This is a genomic window from Thioalkalivibrio sp. ALgr3, assembly GCF_000377325.1.
Lineage (GTDB): Bacteria > Pseudomonadota > Gammaproteobacteria > Ectothiorhodospirales > Ectothiorhodospiraceae > Thioalkalivibrio.
Genome location: NZ_KB897985.1, coordinates 42,086 through 58,132 on the forward strand (window position 1 = coordinate 42,086; position 16,047 = coordinate 58,132).

Consider the following 16,047-nt stretch of genomic DNA (forward strand, 5'->3'; position numbering starts at 1 on the left):
GTCTTAATCCCCTTTCAGTCGGGGCATCGGTCGGACGGTCAGGGCCATACAAGACGTAGGCGAGCCCATCGTCTTAATCCCCTTTCAGTCGGGGCATCGGTCGGACGTGCTGAGCGATTCGTTGCTTTCCGTGACTGGGTCTTAATCCCCTTTCAGTCGGGGCATCGGTCGGACGGTCAGGGCCATACAAGACGTAGGCGAGCCCATCGTCTTAATCCCCTTTCAGTCGGGGCATCGGTCGGACGTGCTGAGCGATTCGTTGCTTTCCGTGACTGGGTCTTAATCCCCTTTCAGTCGGGGCATCGGTCGGACGACTTTGGCGGTCACGAATGACTCGCCGGAGGAGCGTCTTAATCCCCTTTCAGTCGGGGCATCGGTCGGACGCTCATCTCGGACACGCTGACGCTGAACCACGGTCTTAATCCCCTTTCAGTCGGGGCATCGGTCGGACCCGCCGGAGGTGGATGTCGAGCCGGCTGTACCGTCTTAATCCCCTTTCAGTCGGGGCATCGGTCGGACACCCCCAAACGGGGGAAACCTTCACAGGATACACGTCTTAATCCCCTTTCAGTCGGGGCATCGGTCGGACACTGGTCTGTGGTCTGGAGTTACGTGACCCAGAGTCTTAATCCCCTTTCAGTCGGGGCATCGGTCGGACTACGTTCATTTTTATCCTTGTTACCATGTTCACGTCTTAATCCCCTTTCAGTCGGGGCATCGGTCGGACTACCTCAACCGTGTACGCGAGGTGCGTCCCCGGAGTCTTAATCCCCTTTCAGTCGGGGCATCGGTCGGACGTGAGCGCAGGGTTTCCCGGCGCAAGCGGGGAGGTCTTAATCCCCTTTCAGTCGGGGCATCGGTCGGACTCTTCCGCTTCGAAGATAAGCCGTATATTCAGCGGCTTGCGACGTCCAGTCCTGCACCAATCTGGTGCAGAAAAAGTTTGCTTGTTGAGCCGGAGCAACCATGGCCAAAGGCTAGCCCGCCGGAGAGGTGCCACGCAAGGTCCGACGGCTCGACAATCCCGACAAGCTTGCCGCGCCGGACACCGCGACGCGCATTGCCGAGGATTGCGATTGCCAATTCATCGAATCGAAAGGAGCCGCACCATGCGACGTCGACCCGCGATCATTGCTTACGACATCAGCAGCCCCTTGCGCCGCCGGCGCGTTCACCGGCAGTTGGTCCAGTGGCGTATCGATGGCCAGAAATCGGTCCACGAGTGCCTTCTCGCCCCACAGGAAGCGGACGAGCTCTACCTCCAGCTCGGCGAGCTGATTGATCCGGACAAGGACCGTCTTCTGCTGGCCTGGTTGACGCCGAATGCCCCGATCGAGGCGCGGGGCAGTGGCGACAGCGAGAGCCTGTTTCGCCGGATGCTGAGGGTCGGATGATGCATGGGGATAAGTGGTATCTGGTCGCCTATGACATCCGTTGCCCGCGGCGCCTGCGTCGGGTTCAGCGCGAAATCGTGAAGGACGCTCAGGGTTTGCAGCAGTCGGTCTACCTGGTGCGCGGAAGCCGGCAGTATTTGCAGGAGCTTCTGGGCCGACTTGAGGGGCACATGGAACCGTCGGTGGATGATCTGAGGGCCTACCCCGTGCCGCACCCGGCTCGACTCTGGTGTGGCGGCGCGATGGTCAGTGCAAGCGTTGAACGCAATGAGTCCGTCGAGGCCATCGGCGTGTGGTGGGACTGGTTGTCGGAACGGATACGGCGCTGGCGGGCGTCCGCATGAGTGACGGACTCTGGTTGATCGTCGATCGTCGCGGGGCCACGCTCTCGGTAGAACACCAGTCGGTGCGGGTGGATGAGCCGGACGGTTCGTTTCGGCGAGTGCCTCCGGCGCTGCTGGAGGCGGTCGTGATCCATGGAAGGAACTCCGTCGCCAGCGACGTGTGGCGCTTGTTGGCCGGCCAGGGAGTTCCGGCGGTGTTGTTGCCGGGACGGGGCCATGGTCCCGCGGCCTGGGTGGGTGGCGGGCTGGGCGGATCGTTGAACATCCGCAGGTGTCAGTTCGGGGCCGCCGAGGACGCTCAAGGCTCTTTGCTCCTTGCGCGTCGAATGGTGCAACGGAAGTTCCGGGGATACAGGGATGCCTTGATCTGGGCCGGGCACGGCGAGTCGACCTTTCACAACCGACTGCTTGAGCTGGAGTCCCACCTCGACGAGGCGGTAACGCTCGAACATGTTCGAGGGCTGGAGGGAGCAGCGGCGCGGTTCTGGTATGACTGGCTGGCTGAACGAATTCCCGAGGAATGGGGATTCCGTGGGAGAAACCGCCGTCCACCCCGGGATCCCGTCAACGCGATGCTGTCTCTGGGCTATACGCTGCTGGCGACTCAGGCGCACTCACGGGTCGAAGCGGCTGGTCTGGATGTCCATCTGGGCTTTCTGCATCAGCCGGTACCGGGCCGCCCGGCGCTGGCGCTGGATGTGATGGAGCCCCTCCGGCCCTGGGTGGATCTGTTCGTACTGGGGCTGCTCGATCGTGTGGTGGGGCCTGCCGATTTTTCCAACAACGATCTCGATGGTTGCCGGCTGAACAAGGAACCGCGAGGCCGCTTTTATGCTGCCTGGACGTACTGGAACCGCGAGGTTCCGCCCGCCGTGTCCGGCGATGACGACGTGGAATCGGCGTCAGGCAAGGGGGTGGGTGCGTGGCTGCAAGCGGAAGTCCGGTCGCTGCGGGCGGAGTTCGAGTCGATCCGGCAGGAGATGTCGGCATGAACGTCTTGCTGGATTCCATGGTGGATCCGGAGAACGTACAGAAGGCCTGGCGCAGGGTGCGCCGCGACCGGGCTCCCTGGTCGCCAGAGGTCAACCGGGAACATCTGGAACAGGCGCTGCCTCGCCACCTGCTGCGGTTGGTGCAGGACCTGCAAACGGGGCGGTATCGGCCAGGGGCAATGCGTCAGTTTGCTGTGGCCAAGGGCGACGGCGGGCGGCGTGTGATTTCCGCCCAGTACCTTCGGGACAAGCTCGCCCAACGTATGGCGCATCAGGTGCTCGAACCGCGGGTCGAACCGTTCCTGCACCCCGACAGTTTTGGCTATCGGCCGGGGCGGGGTGTTCCGCATGCGCTTCATCGCGTGCGTGAGCGGATTGCCACGGGGTTGGACTGGGTCGTGGACGCAGATATTCGCTCGTTCTTCGATCAGGTGCCGCACCGGGGCGTGCGTCGGGAGCTGAAACGTTTCGTACGCGATCGCGGCTTTCGGCGCCTGATTGATCGCTGGCTTGTCGCGGGCAGCCACTCCGCCTCGTTGGCCGGACCCCGGAGAGGAGTGCCACAAGGAGCGGTTTTGTCACCGCTGCTTTGTAATATCTTCCTCGACCGCCTTGATCGCAGTCTGGCGGATGCCGGCATCCCGTTCGTGCGCTACGCAGATGATTTTCTTCTTCTGGCTGCGACCCGGACCGACGCTGAACGGGCACGCAGTCATGTGGATCGTCGCCTTCGGCGGATGGGACTCGAACTGCACCCGGACAAAACGCGTGTCTCCAGAGTTTCGCCGCGGGTACGGTTTCTCGGGGAGCCCGTTGTGCGTCGGTCGCGGGCTACCCGCAAACGCCGGCAGTGATCGTACCTAGGGTCCGCGAGTGGAAGGCCGGATCTCGATTTTCTCCGGGTCCAGCGTGAGCTGGTATCGGACGCGAGGCCGGGAGCCCGTTTGCTGAATCCGGTAGGCATCGGCGGCGGGGCCCAGCTTGTTCAGTTCCCTGTTGACGTGGGATTTGCGCTGGTCGAAATAGTCCGGAGGCATCCCCTCTTTGACGGCTTTCTCGACGCGCTCACGATCGCCCGCCATGGGGTTGGAAATGTCGTAGTATGCCTGAAGAAACTGCTGTGCGTACTCGGGGCCGACTTCCTGGCGGGCTACGGGCGGCTCACCATTGCGAGCGCGGCGTGCCAGCCAGAGATAAAACGCGAAATTGACCGGGCTGAGAGTGAGCGTCTCGTCGCGACAGTGAATTTCCAGACGCTCCAGGTCCAGTTCCAGACGCGGCGGCTTGAGGCTCGCCTGCGCCCGGTTGACCGCTTCGGAGAACCCCACCCCTTCCTCCACCAGAAGATCGGAGAGTCCGTCGCGCAAACGAACAAACGGGATTTGGGCGAGGGTGATTTCCGCGTCGCTGGTACGGATCGGCTTTTGTTCCCGCGTATACAGGACAACCGGGGTGCGCGGTGGGTAGAAGAACTGGTAGTGCCCCTCGAACGGCTCGGAAACCAGAACGTGGGAAAGCTCATCCTGCGGTCGCCCAAACAGCGATAGCGCATAGCCAAGGTAATATCCCATGGTCTTGCGCCCGCCCGCGATGGAAGCATGCAGCGTTAGCTGAGGATCCTGAGTCAGGCGGCGCACGAGGTCGACGATCAGGTCGGCCGCGGCTTCATTGTGGGCGGGATCCCGGATGTCATCCAGTGGTTGGCCGTGCTGGTCGCGTATGACATGAATGGTTTCGGCGCTGAAGTCAATCTGTTCGGGATCCAGTCCGTAATCAGCGCAAAGACGGTAGAAATACCCTTGCGAGGGGTCGAGAAGAGTGAGGCGGGCGCGTTCGGCGCCTTCCTGGGTGGTCACGACATGGATGGAGTCGGGAACAAAAGCGGGATCACGCTGCACGGCGAGTCCGTAGAGTGTTTCCGTGATGATCTGGGGTGCGAGCCCCGCCACGCAAAGAAGCGCGTTGCGGGGCGTAGAGTGTGTTTCGACGCTTTCCATGGCTGCGTGGTTTCCGTGGTTGGTGTTCGTGTCCTTGATCGGCCAGTACAGGGTCTTTCAATGGCCGTCGTATTGGGGCGGACCGGAGGTCCGGTATGGGCGAACGGCGGGCCGGCGATCACCTGGTGAAGGGCGGATGTTCAGTCGTCCTCATGGCTGGGTGGCGAATGTTCGTTATCGGCGTCAGGGCCGTATATCCACCAGGGCAGCGACGACGAACGGGGGGCCTCGTTCCAGAATCCGCGATGCGTCTCGCGTGGCTCGTTGTTTTCCGCCGCCTTCTCTGCCAGGTTTTGACTGGCATCCGCTGCTTTCTGGAGGCCGGCCCCGATTCGATCGAGGTGATCGAGTACCGTGTCAATGAAGGATTGTTCCTCCGGCGGTGTTTCCCCTTCCGAGTTCTGGTTGTCGGGAGTCGGTTTCTCGTTGCTCATCAGGGACTCTCCTATTTTCTGAAGAATTCAGGGGGCAGAAGCTTGTGCAGGGTACCTGTGTTCAGAATGCCCCCGCCGTAGATGGATCGCGGCGCGGTCTGCCTGCCATCCATCAGGGTGCCACGCGGTAAGTCCTTCCGTGTCTGATCAGACGGACTTGCTGTCCGGCTTCAAACGTCTGATCGTCTCCCTGCGTCACTACAACGTGGCTGCCGTCGTCTTTTCTGACTTCGATTTCCAGGCCGCTCTGGGTTGCGAGTTCACGGTCCACCCGGGACCCGGCAATCGCGCCGGCCCCGGCCCCGACAACGCGGGCAAGATCCCGGCCGGACCCGCCGCCCACATTGTCCCCGAGAAGAGCGCCGGCAGCGGCACCGGCGCTGGCACCGACCCCGCCACGCCGACCGAACGCGGACCGTGCGTCCTCGCGGATCCGTACTTGCCGAACATCGACCACCTCACCGGTCTGCACTGTCCCGGCCGACCGGGTTTGTCCGGTTTCGTAGTCACCGGAACCCACGGGCGTGTTGGCGCAACCGGTGGCCCCGATGCCAATGAACAGCGCGAGCGACAGTTTGGCCATCCCGTTAAGCATCCTGTGTCTCCTTCGGCCAGATTCTGGCTTTGTTGACCTCGAATGCAACGATAACGGGCGGTGCGGAAGATGTCCGGGTCGGCAACCTTGCGGGACTCGTCGGCTCGGGGTGGCGGTGCGTGTTCGGCTGCCGGCCCGTCCAGCTTTGGTTCCTGCCTATATTGCCCCGATGCCGGTCAGATTGCCCCGTACGAATCTGACCGCCTCGCAGCAAACCGCTGTCTGCGCATCTCGTTCAGCGCGATCCCTGTGACCGAACCGGGAGGCTGCCCTCGTCCGATTGCGGCATTCCCGCTCGATATGTAGGTTTCGGCCGGGATCGACAAGGTTGTCGGTCGAGGAGGCGGTCTAGCAGGTCGGGATACGGTAACGCCATCGGTATGCACTGCAGACCGAATTGCGAGCAAAACAATAAGGAGGCGACATGAAGCGGACTCTTCTTGTGGCGGGTGTCAGTACGGCGCTGGCGGTGCTGGCGACCGGCTGCGACTCGTATCCCACGGAGGCCGAGATCAACTTCGACGCGGTGGACTCGGAGGAGCGTGCAATGGCCCGGACGATGTGGGCCGAATTCGAGGAAACGGTCGAAACGGGCTGGTCGTTCATGCTTTCGACCGAGGTTGAGGCGGAGCTGGACCCAGTGGCCGCTCATCTCGAGGAACTGTCCGCCTATCTGGACACCCCCGGTGACGGTTCGAAACCCGAATTGCTGCACGATGGCCCGGAAAGCGAGGCCCTGCGCGCGGCGCACGCCGAGTACCTGGAAGTCCGGCGCTCGATCAAGGCCGAACAGGAAGAGGAACTCGAGGCGCGGCGGGAGGAGCTCTCGCAGGAGCTGTCGTCGATCGAGGCCGATCTTGCGGAAACGGAGGAGGCGATCGAAGCGCGCGAGGCAATGCTGCGGGACGAAGAAGAAGCGGTGAGCGAGCTCGAGGACGAGATCGAGGAAGCCGAACAGGAGTTCGAAGACATCCGCGAGACGGTCCGCCAGGAACTGAACGAGGCGATTGAGGCGGAAGATCTGCCGATCAACACCCTGGATCACCTGCGTCGTTATTCGTGGCGTGACTGGGAGAGGGAGCCTGGCGAGGAGTGCCCGAACCCGGACGATGCGCGGACCGTGGATGCTCGGGATTCCCACGGTGTGTGCCTTCTGGCAACGCCGACCCCTTACCGCGATGGCGAAGGGATCAACGAGGTTCTGGATCCGATCCTGGCCTCGAGGCTGCTGGAGGCATTCGAGGTGTCCCGGAAGCTCGGCCCTCTGGGACGCAATGCACCCGAGGACAGTCTCCGCGGCCAGCGTCGTCAGGCCCTGGAAACGCTATCCGAACGGGAGAATGAGGCGGACGCGAAGCATGGAAGTGCACGCGATCTCAACCGGAAGCACTCACGTTCCGAACGCGAGCGAGAGCGTGTTCAGGGGCGCCTGGACAGAGTGGAAGGTGCGGAACCGAACGTGCAGTCCTTCGAGGTCCGGGAAGAGCAGCAGGCTCTCCAGCGGTCGCGTCGTGAGTATCGCGATGCGTTGATCCGGACGACCGTGGAAGACCACGCCCAACCGGCGGGGGAGATGACCGACGAGGGGACGTTCCCGGTTGAGGGCGAGGAAGGCATGGTCGTGGCCGTGATGGCTGCTCAGGATGCGGTTGCCTCGCAATCCTGGGAATGGTCGATCTCCCTGTTCAAAACCCAGCTCGACGAAGAGATGGCCGACCGGAACCGAGTGCCGCTCGATCCCCATGAAGGCGAAGCCGGCCGGGCCGTGTTTGACGAGAAAGATCGGGAAACGATGACCCGGGAGGCCTATCTGGAGATCGGTCAGCAACTGATGGACTGAGGCCCGAACGCGGTCTGTGCTCGCCGTGATTCGTACACCAGAAAGCCGGGCCCGTCCTGCACTGCGCCCGCGGGACTGGTCCCGGCAAAAAATGGGGATGCGCACTCTACTCGTAGCCGGGGTATGTCAGTGTGATCCCGGAGGCGCCGCGCTGCGCGAGCAAGAGAACGCGGGCTGAGCCGGGTACCAGCTCCTGCTCTCTAGCAACCATCAACTCCGCCCAGCTTACGGTCTCAGCCGACTCGAGCTGGATACATACGTGTGGATGGGGGGGAGCCGAACCAAATCGCGCAATCGATCGGCGGCTGTAGGTCGGGGCGCATCAGGCATCGTCCGGAGGAAGAAAATGGAAACGGAATACGACCACGACTTCATGCGGCGGATCCGCCAGGACCTTCGGGCGGCGGCGTGGGCGGCCCGCATCGCCGCGAGCGAGAAACATTACCAGCACGCTTTCCACCACGAGCTTCGACGTGAGCCCATGCGGGCGGACATGGTCGCGGTGAGTGCGAAGGGGATGGTGATCACGCCGGCCTGGATCTTTCGCGACCACGGCCGCTTCATTCCCATGTGGTTTCCGAGTGAGGACAATCTGTTCATCGGGGAAGACGGTCTCATTGAACATCTTCTGGTTGTACAGGTTCCGAACGAGGAAGCTCATGTTTTTGAGGCGGAGTCTATCCCCAAGACACTCTTCTACCAGCCTGAGAAGGAGGAGGGTCGCCTTGCCGTTGATGCCCTTCTGGCCCGATACAACCGTTTGCCGGACTCCGAGGAAGATCCCGCTCCCAATGCAAATTCGATCGACTCGGCCCAAATGAATCTGGAGGGATGGCTCGCGGAGCAAAGCGTCGGCATGATCCTCGCGCTGGCGGATACTGGCTTGGGACGTCGCGGCCTTTTGCCGGAGGTCCGTCAGAGCATGGCGGCCTACTGCGAACGCGAAGGATACGACCTCGCGCCCTGGCGGCGGCAGGAGGCACAAGGCGAAGCCGTCCGTATCAAAACTGACACAGAAAGTATCCTCGGTTGGCTGTATCGCAATCGCCCGGGGGTCTATGTCGCGACCATTATGCTGGGTGTGATCAAGGACATCCACGCGGCGTCGTTGGCATGCCGCTTTGACCCCCATCTGCGGGAAGCCCTGCGAATGTACGATCCGGATTTCGATTTCGACGGTGAAAAAGCCAGGGACTATTTGGGGAATCTGGCGCGAGAGGTCCTCGATTGGCTGCCAGAAGAGAGCCTGCAGCCGATGACCGATGGACCGGTACCACTTCACCGCTACTCGGAAGCTTACGACGGCAAGAACGTAACCCGTCTTTTTTGAGGAAGGCAGGGCGAACGGGGAACACTACGAAGGCCACGGTACTCAGGATACCTGAGAGCAGACCGAGGGTTAGATTGTGGTCAACACGAAAGGAGAAGCGATGTGAACAGAGAATGGGTGGACCAGTTGGAACGAGAACAGCAAGCGCGTCGTGAACTTCTTGGATCGGTACCAGCGTCACGCGTATATATGCGGGCGCTGTTTGAGGAACGGAAGAAAGAGCTGGGTGGCTCCGATGCCCTGGCGAAGAAAAAGCGGGAAGCCTTCCGTGTTCTGGAAGGTGAAACAGGGAAGGGGAACGACCGGGATGGTGATCGTGGTGGAACGAGAGGGTGAAGCGAGCATGTGAAATAGGTGTCATGTCTCGCCTGATTGCATACCACGAGAGAAAGCATCCCTGTTCGATGCCTCGGAGTCGCTGAATATCTTGTCCGGATGGCGAGTACGGTCCATCTGAACGAATGGGCCGCGTGTCGGACCCGGTAGGGGGTAGAGGTGGCTCCAGCTTGTGTCAGTGATCGGGCGCTGGGCCAGCTTGGCGAGGTCGTTTTTCGGTGTCGGCAATCAGGCGAGAACTGACACTGTGGCTTATTCTGCCGACGACCTTGCGTTCCGTCAGTGCGTACCTCCTTCCTGATTCTCGTCATCAACGAATTCCAGTAGTTCCTCGATACGGCACCCGAAATACTTGCACAGCCGGTCGATTGTCTCGGTGCCGACATTCTGCGCACGGTTATGAGCAATCTTTGAAAGCGTGACCCGATGGATTCCCGTATGGGTGGAGATCTCCTTCATCGTCACTACACGCCCTTCCCGGTATTCCTTCTCTGCGACGAGCTCTTTAATGCGGATGCGGATCGCCATGTCTTCCTCGGGCACCAAAAGTAATTGACAGGCTACATAGCCTATGTAAAATCGGAATTGTGAAGTGTAAAGGCTACGCACGGAGCCTGAATGATTCAGCCACGGAGGAAGGATACATGGGGTACCCACCCCCGCACGATCCGCGACAGCCTGAAAGACAGCGTGCGGATCGAAGGGATCCACTACTGCTGTGCCATCTGGAGCTCGGGTTACGCCAGCCCTACCGGCGCAGGCACACCGCCGCCACATTGTGGCTGGCGGCGTCGGGGGAACCCGGAGTGGATCGCATGGCAGAGGGGCCATGCCAACACGGAAATACCGTTTATGGGCTATTCGCGATACGAGTCCAACACTGACGCGTCAGGACAGTCCGGCGATCGATCGTCTGTTGCGCGCGCGTTTTCATGGTGAAGCCGACAAGAGGGCAAGGAGGTCCGGGATGAAGATTGAAACGGTGGAACAGGTCCTGCGGATGAGGGACCACGAAGACATGGCGTGTCCGGAGCCTGTCGAGTTGTCGGCGCGCGTGGAAGTGGAGAACGAGGGGGTCGCATCTTCGGGCGAACGGGTCTTCCGCTTCCAGCTGTATGACACGACGGGGAGCGCGCGGGCGTACGGCCTGCGCCGCGACTGGGACGGGCACGGGCTGGTGAACGGGCAGCATCGGGATGTTTCCTTGCACACAGCCGTTAATCCGCGCGGGGAACGGGTGCTGGTAGCGCATCCCCTGTACGGCAACCGGCCGTGTGAACGGGATGCGCTGGAACTGCTGCCCGTTCATCGAGCGCCTTGCCCCGAAGATCTCGGTCGACTCGTACGGCTCGCGGAAGGCTTGAGGGTCGAGGCCTACCGAGACTTCCTGTGCACCGTCTTTGGCGATCCGGCGTTCACCCTGAGTTTCGTGACGGGCCGGGCCTCCGAGGACTGTCATCACCGGGAGCCGGGTGGTTTGCTGGCCCATAGCCTGGAGGTGGCCGAGCGGGTGATGGCTGCCACGGACACTATGAGTCTGGACCTTTATTCCCGGGAAGCCGGCGTCCTTCTCGCGCTGTTCCATGATGTCGGCAAGTGCGTCACTCCGGATGCGCACCGTATTCCGGAAAAGCGCCACGAGCGGCTGATTGACTACTATCTGGAGGAGCCGATGGCCACGTTGCGGCACCGGGATCGGGACGCCCATGACGCGCTGTGGCGGGTGATTGACGCCTATCGCAGTGGTGACGACTATGGCGCGCCCATGGCGGCCCTGGTGCGGGGTCTTGATCAGTGTAGCGCCCACGCCGATGTTGCGGAGAGGGCGCTTCGGGCGCGCCGTAACGGATACTGGCATCGACTCTGCGGCGGGCGTCCTGTGTGGTTGTCGCCGAGCGATCCCGAGCGGCCACCCGGCCGGCTGGGGCGTGAATGACGTTGAGCGGAAAAGGTGGGGCAGGTCCCCGCCTTTTCTTTTGGAAAACCGAAAATTCTGGAAACGCGGCTTCGCTTGAGTATCCCGGCGGAGGGCGGTGCGAGGGCGATTCCTACGGCTCGCCCGGGTCTCGTGGCATGCTGGCGTCATGTGCGGACGAATGACGCGCTACAGCGCGACCAGCGAGCTGGCCATGCGCTATTTCCAGGCGCCGGTCGATACGGGTTTCGACGCGCCGCGGTACAACGTCGCGCCGGGGACGGATCTGGAAGGGTTCCGGTCGGATGACCATGGAGGGGCCGCGTTCCAGCCGATGTTCTGGGGCTTTCGTCCCCAACGCGTCGAGGAAGGCCCACGGCCCATCAACGCGCGGGCGGAGAAGGTGGCCACCAGCCCGTATTTCCGCTCGGCGTTCGCCCACCGCCGCTGCATCGTGCTGGCCGATGGCTGGTACGAATGGCGCAGGACGGAGCAGGGCAAGCAGCCGTATTACATCACCCTGGCTGAAGACGCGCCGCAGGACGTGCTGATGATGGCGGGGATCTGGGAACCCACCGCCGACGGCGGCGCCTGCTGCGCCATCATCACCGAACCCGCATCGGACCGTCTGGCGCATATCCACGAGCGCAAGCCCCTGGTGCTCGATGCATCCTGCCGTTGGGACTGGCTCGACGCGGCACTCACCGAGCGGGAGGCCATCCGGGCACGGACGCAGCGCATGAACCCGGAAGCGCTTCGGTATCACCCGGTGTCCACCCGGGTGAACCGGCCGACTGAGGACGACCCGGCACTGATCGAGGCCATCGCGTGAGGCGCCTTGTGGCTTGGCCCCGAAATCGGGTTTCGGTCGAGGACCTCTGTTTCTCCGCTGACTCAAGCGGTCATCTTGGATGACGTGTTGGGGTCCCGGCCTCCGGGGTCTCCGATGAGAGGGTATTCACGCGCGAGCAAAGAGTTCCGGGCCCAAGGGTGGCGAAGGCGCGCGTTCGTGGCGGCCTGGAAACTGGCCCGATACCATGGGCCGGCATTGGCGCGACGGCGATTGACGCGCAGAGCGGCGAGACTGACCGGCCAGCGCACTTCCAACCCGTTACCCCTCACGCGATTCAAGGATGGCCCCTGCATGATCCTCACCCTGAACCAGCTCGAAAGGCACCTGTTCGCGGCGGCGGACATCCTCCGCGGGCGCATGGACGCCTCGGAGTTCAAGGAGTACATCTTCGGCATGCTGTTCCTCAAGCGCTGCTCGGACGTGTTCGAGCAGCGGCGGGAAGAGGTGCGCGACAACCTGCGGGCCAGCGGCAAGAGCGAGGAAGAGATCGCCAGGCTCGTCGAGATGCCCAGCTGGTACAAGGCGGACTTCTACGTCCCGCCCAAGGCGCGCTGGGAGTACCTGCTTCACGAGGCTCACCAGGGCGTGGGCAACGAGCTGAACAAGGCCCTGGCCGGTTTGGAAGAGCACAACCCCAGCCTGGCCGGGGTGCTGGAGCACATCGACTTCACCCGCAAGGTGGGTTCCACCACGCTGCCGGACAGGAAGCTGCGCGACCTGATCGTCCACTTCAGCGAGTACCGCCTGCGCAACGAGGACTTCGAGTTCCCCGACCTGCTGGGGGCCGCCTACGAGTACCTGATCCGCGACTTCGCCGACTCCGCCGGCAAGAAGGGCGGCGAGTTCTACACCCCGCGCCCGGTGGTCCGCATGATGGTGCGGCTGATGGACCCGCAGGAGGGCCACAGCGTGTACGACCCGTGCATGGGCTCGGGCGGTATGCTGATCCTGTCCAAGGAGAACCTGGAAGAGCAGGGCGGCGACACGCGCAAACTCAACCTGTTCGGGCAGGAGGCCTCCGGCTCCGTCTGGGCCATCGCCAAGATGAACATGCTGCTGCACGGCATCAGCAGTGCCGACCTGCGCAACGAGGACACCCTGACCGACCCGCAGCACGTCGAGGGCGGCGAGCTCAAGCGCTTCGACCGCATCCTCACCAACCCGCCGTTCTCCATCGGCTACACCTCCAGCCCGCACTTCCCGGAGCGCTTCCACTACGGCAGCGTGCCCGAGGGCGCCAAGAAGGCCGACCTGATGTTCCTGCAGCACATGGTCGCCAGCCTGAACGCCAACGGCCGCCTGGCCACCGTCATGCCGCATGGCGTGCTGTTCCGCGGCGGCGACGAGAAGCGCATCCGCGCAGGTCTGCTGGAAGACGATCTGGTGGAGGCGGTGATCGGCCTGGCGCCCAACCTGTTCTACGGCACCGGCATCCCGGCCAGCATCCTGGTGCTGCGCGCCAAGGGCGCCAAGCCCGAGGAGCGCCGGGGCCGCGTCCTGTTCATCAACGCCGACCGCGAATATCACGAGGGCCGCGCCCAGAACCACCTGCTGCCGGAACACATCGAGAAGATCGTCAGCACCTGGGATGCCTTCGAGGACGTGCCCGGCTTCGCCCGCGTGGTGCCGCTGGAGGAGCTGCGCGAGAACGACTACAACCTGAACATCCGCCGCTACGCCGACAATACCCCGCCGCCCGAGCCGCAGGACGTGCGCGCCCACCTCAAGGGCGGCGTGCCGATGAAGGAGATCGAAGCCCGGCGCCCGCTGTTCGACGCCCAGGGCCTCGATCCGATGCACCTGTTCACGGCCCGAGCGGACGATCCCGACTACGTGGACTTTGCCGAGCGCCTGAGCGAGAAGCGCGACCTCAAGCCGGCCATCGAGGCCGACACCGGCCTGCAGGAACGCGAGGCCCGCGTGCTGGCCGCCTTCGAGGCCTGGTGGGCCGAGCACGGCGCCAGCATCACCGCGCTCTCCGGCAACGGCGGCCGCCTGACCCAGCTGCGCGACGAGCTGCTGGGCAGCTTCTCCGCCGCCCTGGAGCCCACCGGCATGCTCGACCGCTTCGCGGTGCGCGGGATCATTGCCGGCTTCTGGTTCGACAACAAGAACGAGTTCCGCACCCTGCAGACCCGTGGCTGCCTCGGGGTGGTGGACGCCTGGCGCACCACCATCATCAGCCAGCTGGAAGACGACCAGAACAAGGTCAACCCACTGGACCACCGCCTGGTGCATTTCCTGCTGCAGGACTACGTGGCCGAACTCGAAGAGCTGGCCGCCCGCAAGGCCGAACTGGATGCCCGCATCAAGGCCGCCGAGGCCAAACCCGAAGGCGACGACGACGGCGAGGGCGAAGCCACCAGCGAGGACGACGACGCCCCGACCCCGGCCGAGATCAGAGCGTGGAAGAGCGAACGCACCCAGGTGAAAAAGCAGCACAAGGCCAAAATCGCCAACTTCGAGACGCACCTGAACACCGCCGTGGACGCCCTGGACGAGCCCGCTGCTGCCGAGCTTGTGGGCACCATCCTGCACAACGACCTCAAGGGCATCCTCGAACGCCACATCCGCCAGCAGCGCCAGCAGGTGATCGCCGCCTTCGAGACCTGGTGGGACAAGTACCGGGTAACGCTGGCCGACATCGAGGCCGAGCGCGATGCCGCCGCCAAGGAGCTGCAGCAGTATCTGGAGGGGCTGGGGTATGTCTGAGTGGAAGTCATTGCGCCTTGGTGATCACATGGAGGCTCTTTCTGGCTTCCCTTTTCCATCAGAGGGTTTCTCACAGGAAGCTGGGCTACCCCTCATCAGAATCAGAGATCTCCTCGCCACTCAGGTTGAAACCTACTTTGTAGGGAGTTATCCGGATGATTTCGTTATTAATGATGGCGATGTCCTTATCGGGATGGATGGGGATTTCAATATTGTGCGATGGGATAAGGGAAAAGCGCTTCTGAATCAACGGGTATGTAAGGTTTTTGCTTCCACGTCCCAGTTGGATGAAGGGTTCCTTTTCTGGAGTCTCGGTCCCGAACTAAAAGACATTCACCAGAAGACTCCCCAAACGACCGTTAAGCACTTGTCGGTCGGAGACTTGTATCAGCTTTGCCTTCAAGTGCCACCGGTGGATGAGCAACGCTTAATCGCCCGCATCCTCGACACCCTCGACACCCTGATCCAGAAGACCGAGGCGCTGATCGCCAAGCTGGAGAAGGTCAAGGAGGGCCTGCTTCACGACCTGCTGACACGCGGCATCGACGAGAACGGCCAGCTCCGCCCCACCCCCGAGCAGGCACCGGAGCTCTACAAGGACTCGCCCTTGGGGCCGCTGCCTAAAAACTGGTCATTCACTAACGTGTCCTCCATTGGGCAAGTAAAAGGTGGGAAGAGGCTTCCATTTGGTCATCAATACAGTTCGGAAGAGACTGAATTCAGATACTTGAGAGTGACCGACTTTTATGAACAGTCTTACCTTGCGAACCGGCTAGAGTCTATTGAGGAGGCGACTTTTAATATTCTGTCGCGCTACGAGATAAGACCCGGTGATGTATTTGTTTCGATAGCGGGTTCCATCGGCTATTTCGGGGTTCACGGCCCTGCTGACGCCGAAAACTATCGAGTAATATTGACAGAGAACGCTGCGCGGATCGTGCTCACTAGTGACGTTAACCCGGACTATTTTGCCCTTGCAATGAACTCCGAGCCCTGCCAGAAGCAGGTTGAAGCAGAAAAGGGAACAGGGGGTGGCGTGCCCAAGCTAGCCCTTTTCCGCATCGAGCAAATCCTTTTCCCCCTTCCTGGCTGCGATGAGCAGGTAGAGATAGTCAAAAGAGCAAACTCATTCTCATATCGAATCGCTTCCGAGCGGTTGAAATTAGACAAAATGAAGACGAAAAAGCAAGGCCTGATGGACGACCTGCTCACTGGCCGCGTCCGCGTCACCTCGCTTCTCGAGCAGGCCGAGGTCGGAACGTCGGCATAGACCGGGCCTGAATTTACAGGATAGTGACCAGTGGA

The 16,047-nt window shown here is 62.3% G+C and carries 15 protein-coding genes and 1 CRISPR repeat array; of the genes, 11 read left to right on the top strand and 4 right to left on the bottom strand.

Translation table 11 applies throughout. From position 1 onward, the window contains the following. Nucleotides 1-866: a CRISPR direct-repeat array (repeat unit 36 nt; unit sequence GTCTTAATCCCCTTTCAGTCGGGGCATCGGTCGGAC). A gap of 243 nt (nucleotides 867-1,109) precedes the next feature. The 4 genes from C998_RS14085 to C998_RS0110395 are packed head-to-tail and all read left to right on the top strand — an operon-like array spanning nucleotide 1,110 to nucleotide 3,584. Next, on the top strand, nucleotides 1,110-1,394 hold the full coding sequence (locus C998_RS14085; protein ID WP_018870800.1) for a CRISPR-associated endonuclease Cas2: 285 nt from the start codon (nucleotides 1,110-1,112) through the stop codon (nucleotides 1,392-1,394). After that, entirely contained in the window at nucleotides 1,391-1,738 is a 348-nt protein-coding gene (locus C998_RS0110385) for a CRISPR-associated endonuclease Cas2 (RefSeq protein WP_018870801.1), read from the top strand. Before C998_RS14085 ends, C998_RS0110385 begins: the two co-directional genes overlap by 4 nt. Next, nucleotides 1,735-2,730: a CRISPR-associated endonuclease Cas1 gene (gene cas1, locus C998_RS14535; RefSeq protein WP_081617431.1), complete on the top strand. Its 996-nt coding sequence runs from the start codon at nucleotides 1,735-1,737 to the stop codon at nucleotides 2,728-2,730. The genes C998_RS0110385 and cas1 overlap by 4 nt, the downstream gene beginning before the upstream one ends. Then, nucleotides 2,727-3,584, top strand: coding sequence for a reverse transcriptase domain-containing protein (locus tag C998_RS0110395; RefSeq protein WP_018870803.1), 858 nt, complete (start codon nucleotides 2,727-2,729; stop codon nucleotides 3,582-3,584). The genes cas1 and C998_RS0110395 overlap by 4 nt, the downstream gene beginning before the upstream one ends. A gap of 6 nt (nucleotides 3,585-3,590) precedes the next feature. Here the strand turns inward: C998_RS0110395 and csm6 are convergent, their stop codons facing one another. The 3 genes from csm6 to C998_RS15375 all read right to left on the bottom strand — a co-directional run bounded on the left by csm6 (nucleotide 3,591) and on the right by C998_RS15375 (nucleotide 5,756). Next, entirely contained in the window at nucleotides 3,591-4,727 is a 1,137-nt protein-coding gene (gene csm6 / locus C998_RS0110400; protein WP_018870804.1) for a CRISPR-associated ring nuclease Csm6, read from the bottom strand. 140 nt (nucleotides 4,728-4,867) lie between these two features. Continuing rightward, nucleotides 4,868-5,161, bottom strand: a complete 294-nt coding sequence (locus tag C998_RS0110405) for a hypothetical protein (protein WP_018870805.1) — start codon at nucleotides 5,159-5,161, stop codon at nucleotides 4,868-4,870. 112 nt (nucleotides 5,162-5,273) lie between these two features. Continuing rightward, entirely contained in the window at nucleotides 5,274-5,756 is a 483-nt protein-coding gene (locus tag C998_RS15375; RefSeq protein ID WP_018870806.1) for a glycine zipper 2TM domain-containing protein, read from the bottom strand. 424 nt (nucleotides 5,757-6,180) lie between these two features. Here C998_RS15375 and C998_RS0110415 point away from each other — a divergent pair, with 424 nt between their 5' ends. From C998_RS0110415 to C998_RS14835, 3 genes are all read left to right on the top strand, one after another. Further along, the gene (locus tag C998_RS0110415; RefSeq protein ID WP_018870807.1) at nucleotides 6,181-7,596 is read left to right on the top strand and encodes a hypothetical protein; all 1,416 of its coding nucleotides are present in this window, start codon (nucleotides 6,181-6,183) and stop codon (nucleotides 7,594-7,596) included. A 346-nt stretch (nucleotides 7,597-7,942) separates the two neighbouring features. Beyond that, nucleotides 7,943-8,926 carry a hypothetical protein gene (locus tag C998_RS0110420; RefSeq protein WP_018870808.1) on the top strand — a complete coding sequence of 328 codons (984 nt, stop codon included), beginning with the start codon at nucleotides 7,943-7,945 and terminating at the stop codon, nucleotides 8,924-8,926. A gap of 102 nt (nucleotides 8,927-9,028) precedes the next feature. Further along, complete coding sequence (locus tag C998_RS14835) at nucleotides 9,029-9,262, top strand: hypothetical protein (RefSeq protein WP_156001281.1); 234 nt, start codon at nucleotides 9,029-9,031, stop codon at nucleotides 9,260-9,262. A 279-nt stretch (nucleotides 9,263-9,541) separates the two neighbouring features. On the opposite strand, the gene C998_RS0110425 is transcribed toward C998_RS14835, so the two are convergent. Beyond that, a complete protein-coding gene (locus C998_RS0110425) occupies nucleotides 9,542-9,790 on the bottom strand; it encodes a helix-turn-helix transcriptional regulator (protein WP_018870809.1) in 249 nt (82 codons plus the stop codon). Nucleotides 9,791-10,229: 439 nt separating this feature from the next. Between C998_RS0110425 and C998_RS0110435 the strand changes: the two genes are divergently transcribed. The 4 genes from C998_RS0110435 (at nucleotide 10,230) to C998_RS0110450 (ending at nucleotide 16,012) form a co-directional block, all read left to right on the top strand. Then, on the top strand, nucleotides 10,230-11,198 hold the full coding sequence (locus tag C998_RS0110435) for a hypothetical protein (protein WP_018870810.1): 969 nt from the start codon (nucleotides 10,230-10,232) through the stop codon (nucleotides 11,196-11,198). A gap of 160 nt (nucleotides 11,199-11,358) precedes the next feature. Further along, nucleotides 11,359-12,009, top strand: coding sequence for an SOS response-associated peptidase (locus tag C998_RS0110440; protein ID WP_018870811.1), 651 nt, complete (start codon nucleotides 11,359-11,361; stop codon nucleotides 12,007-12,009). Nucleotides 12,010-12,321: 312 nt separating this feature from the next. Beyond that, nucleotides 12,322-14,742 carry a class I SAM-dependent DNA methyltransferase gene (locus tag C998_RS0110445; protein WP_018870812.1) on the top strand — a complete coding sequence of 807 codons (2,421 nt, stop codon included), beginning with the start codon at nucleotides 12,322-12,324 and terminating at the stop codon, nucleotides 14,740-14,742. Then, nucleotides 14,735-16,012: a restriction endonuclease subunit S gene (locus C998_RS0110450; RefSeq protein WP_018870813.1), complete on the top strand. Its 1,278-nt coding sequence runs from the start codon at nucleotides 14,735-14,737 to the stop codon at nucleotides 16,010-16,012. The genes C998_RS0110445 and C998_RS0110450 overlap by 8 nt, the downstream gene beginning before the upstream one ends. Nucleotides 16,013-16,047 lie beyond the last annotated feature (35 nt).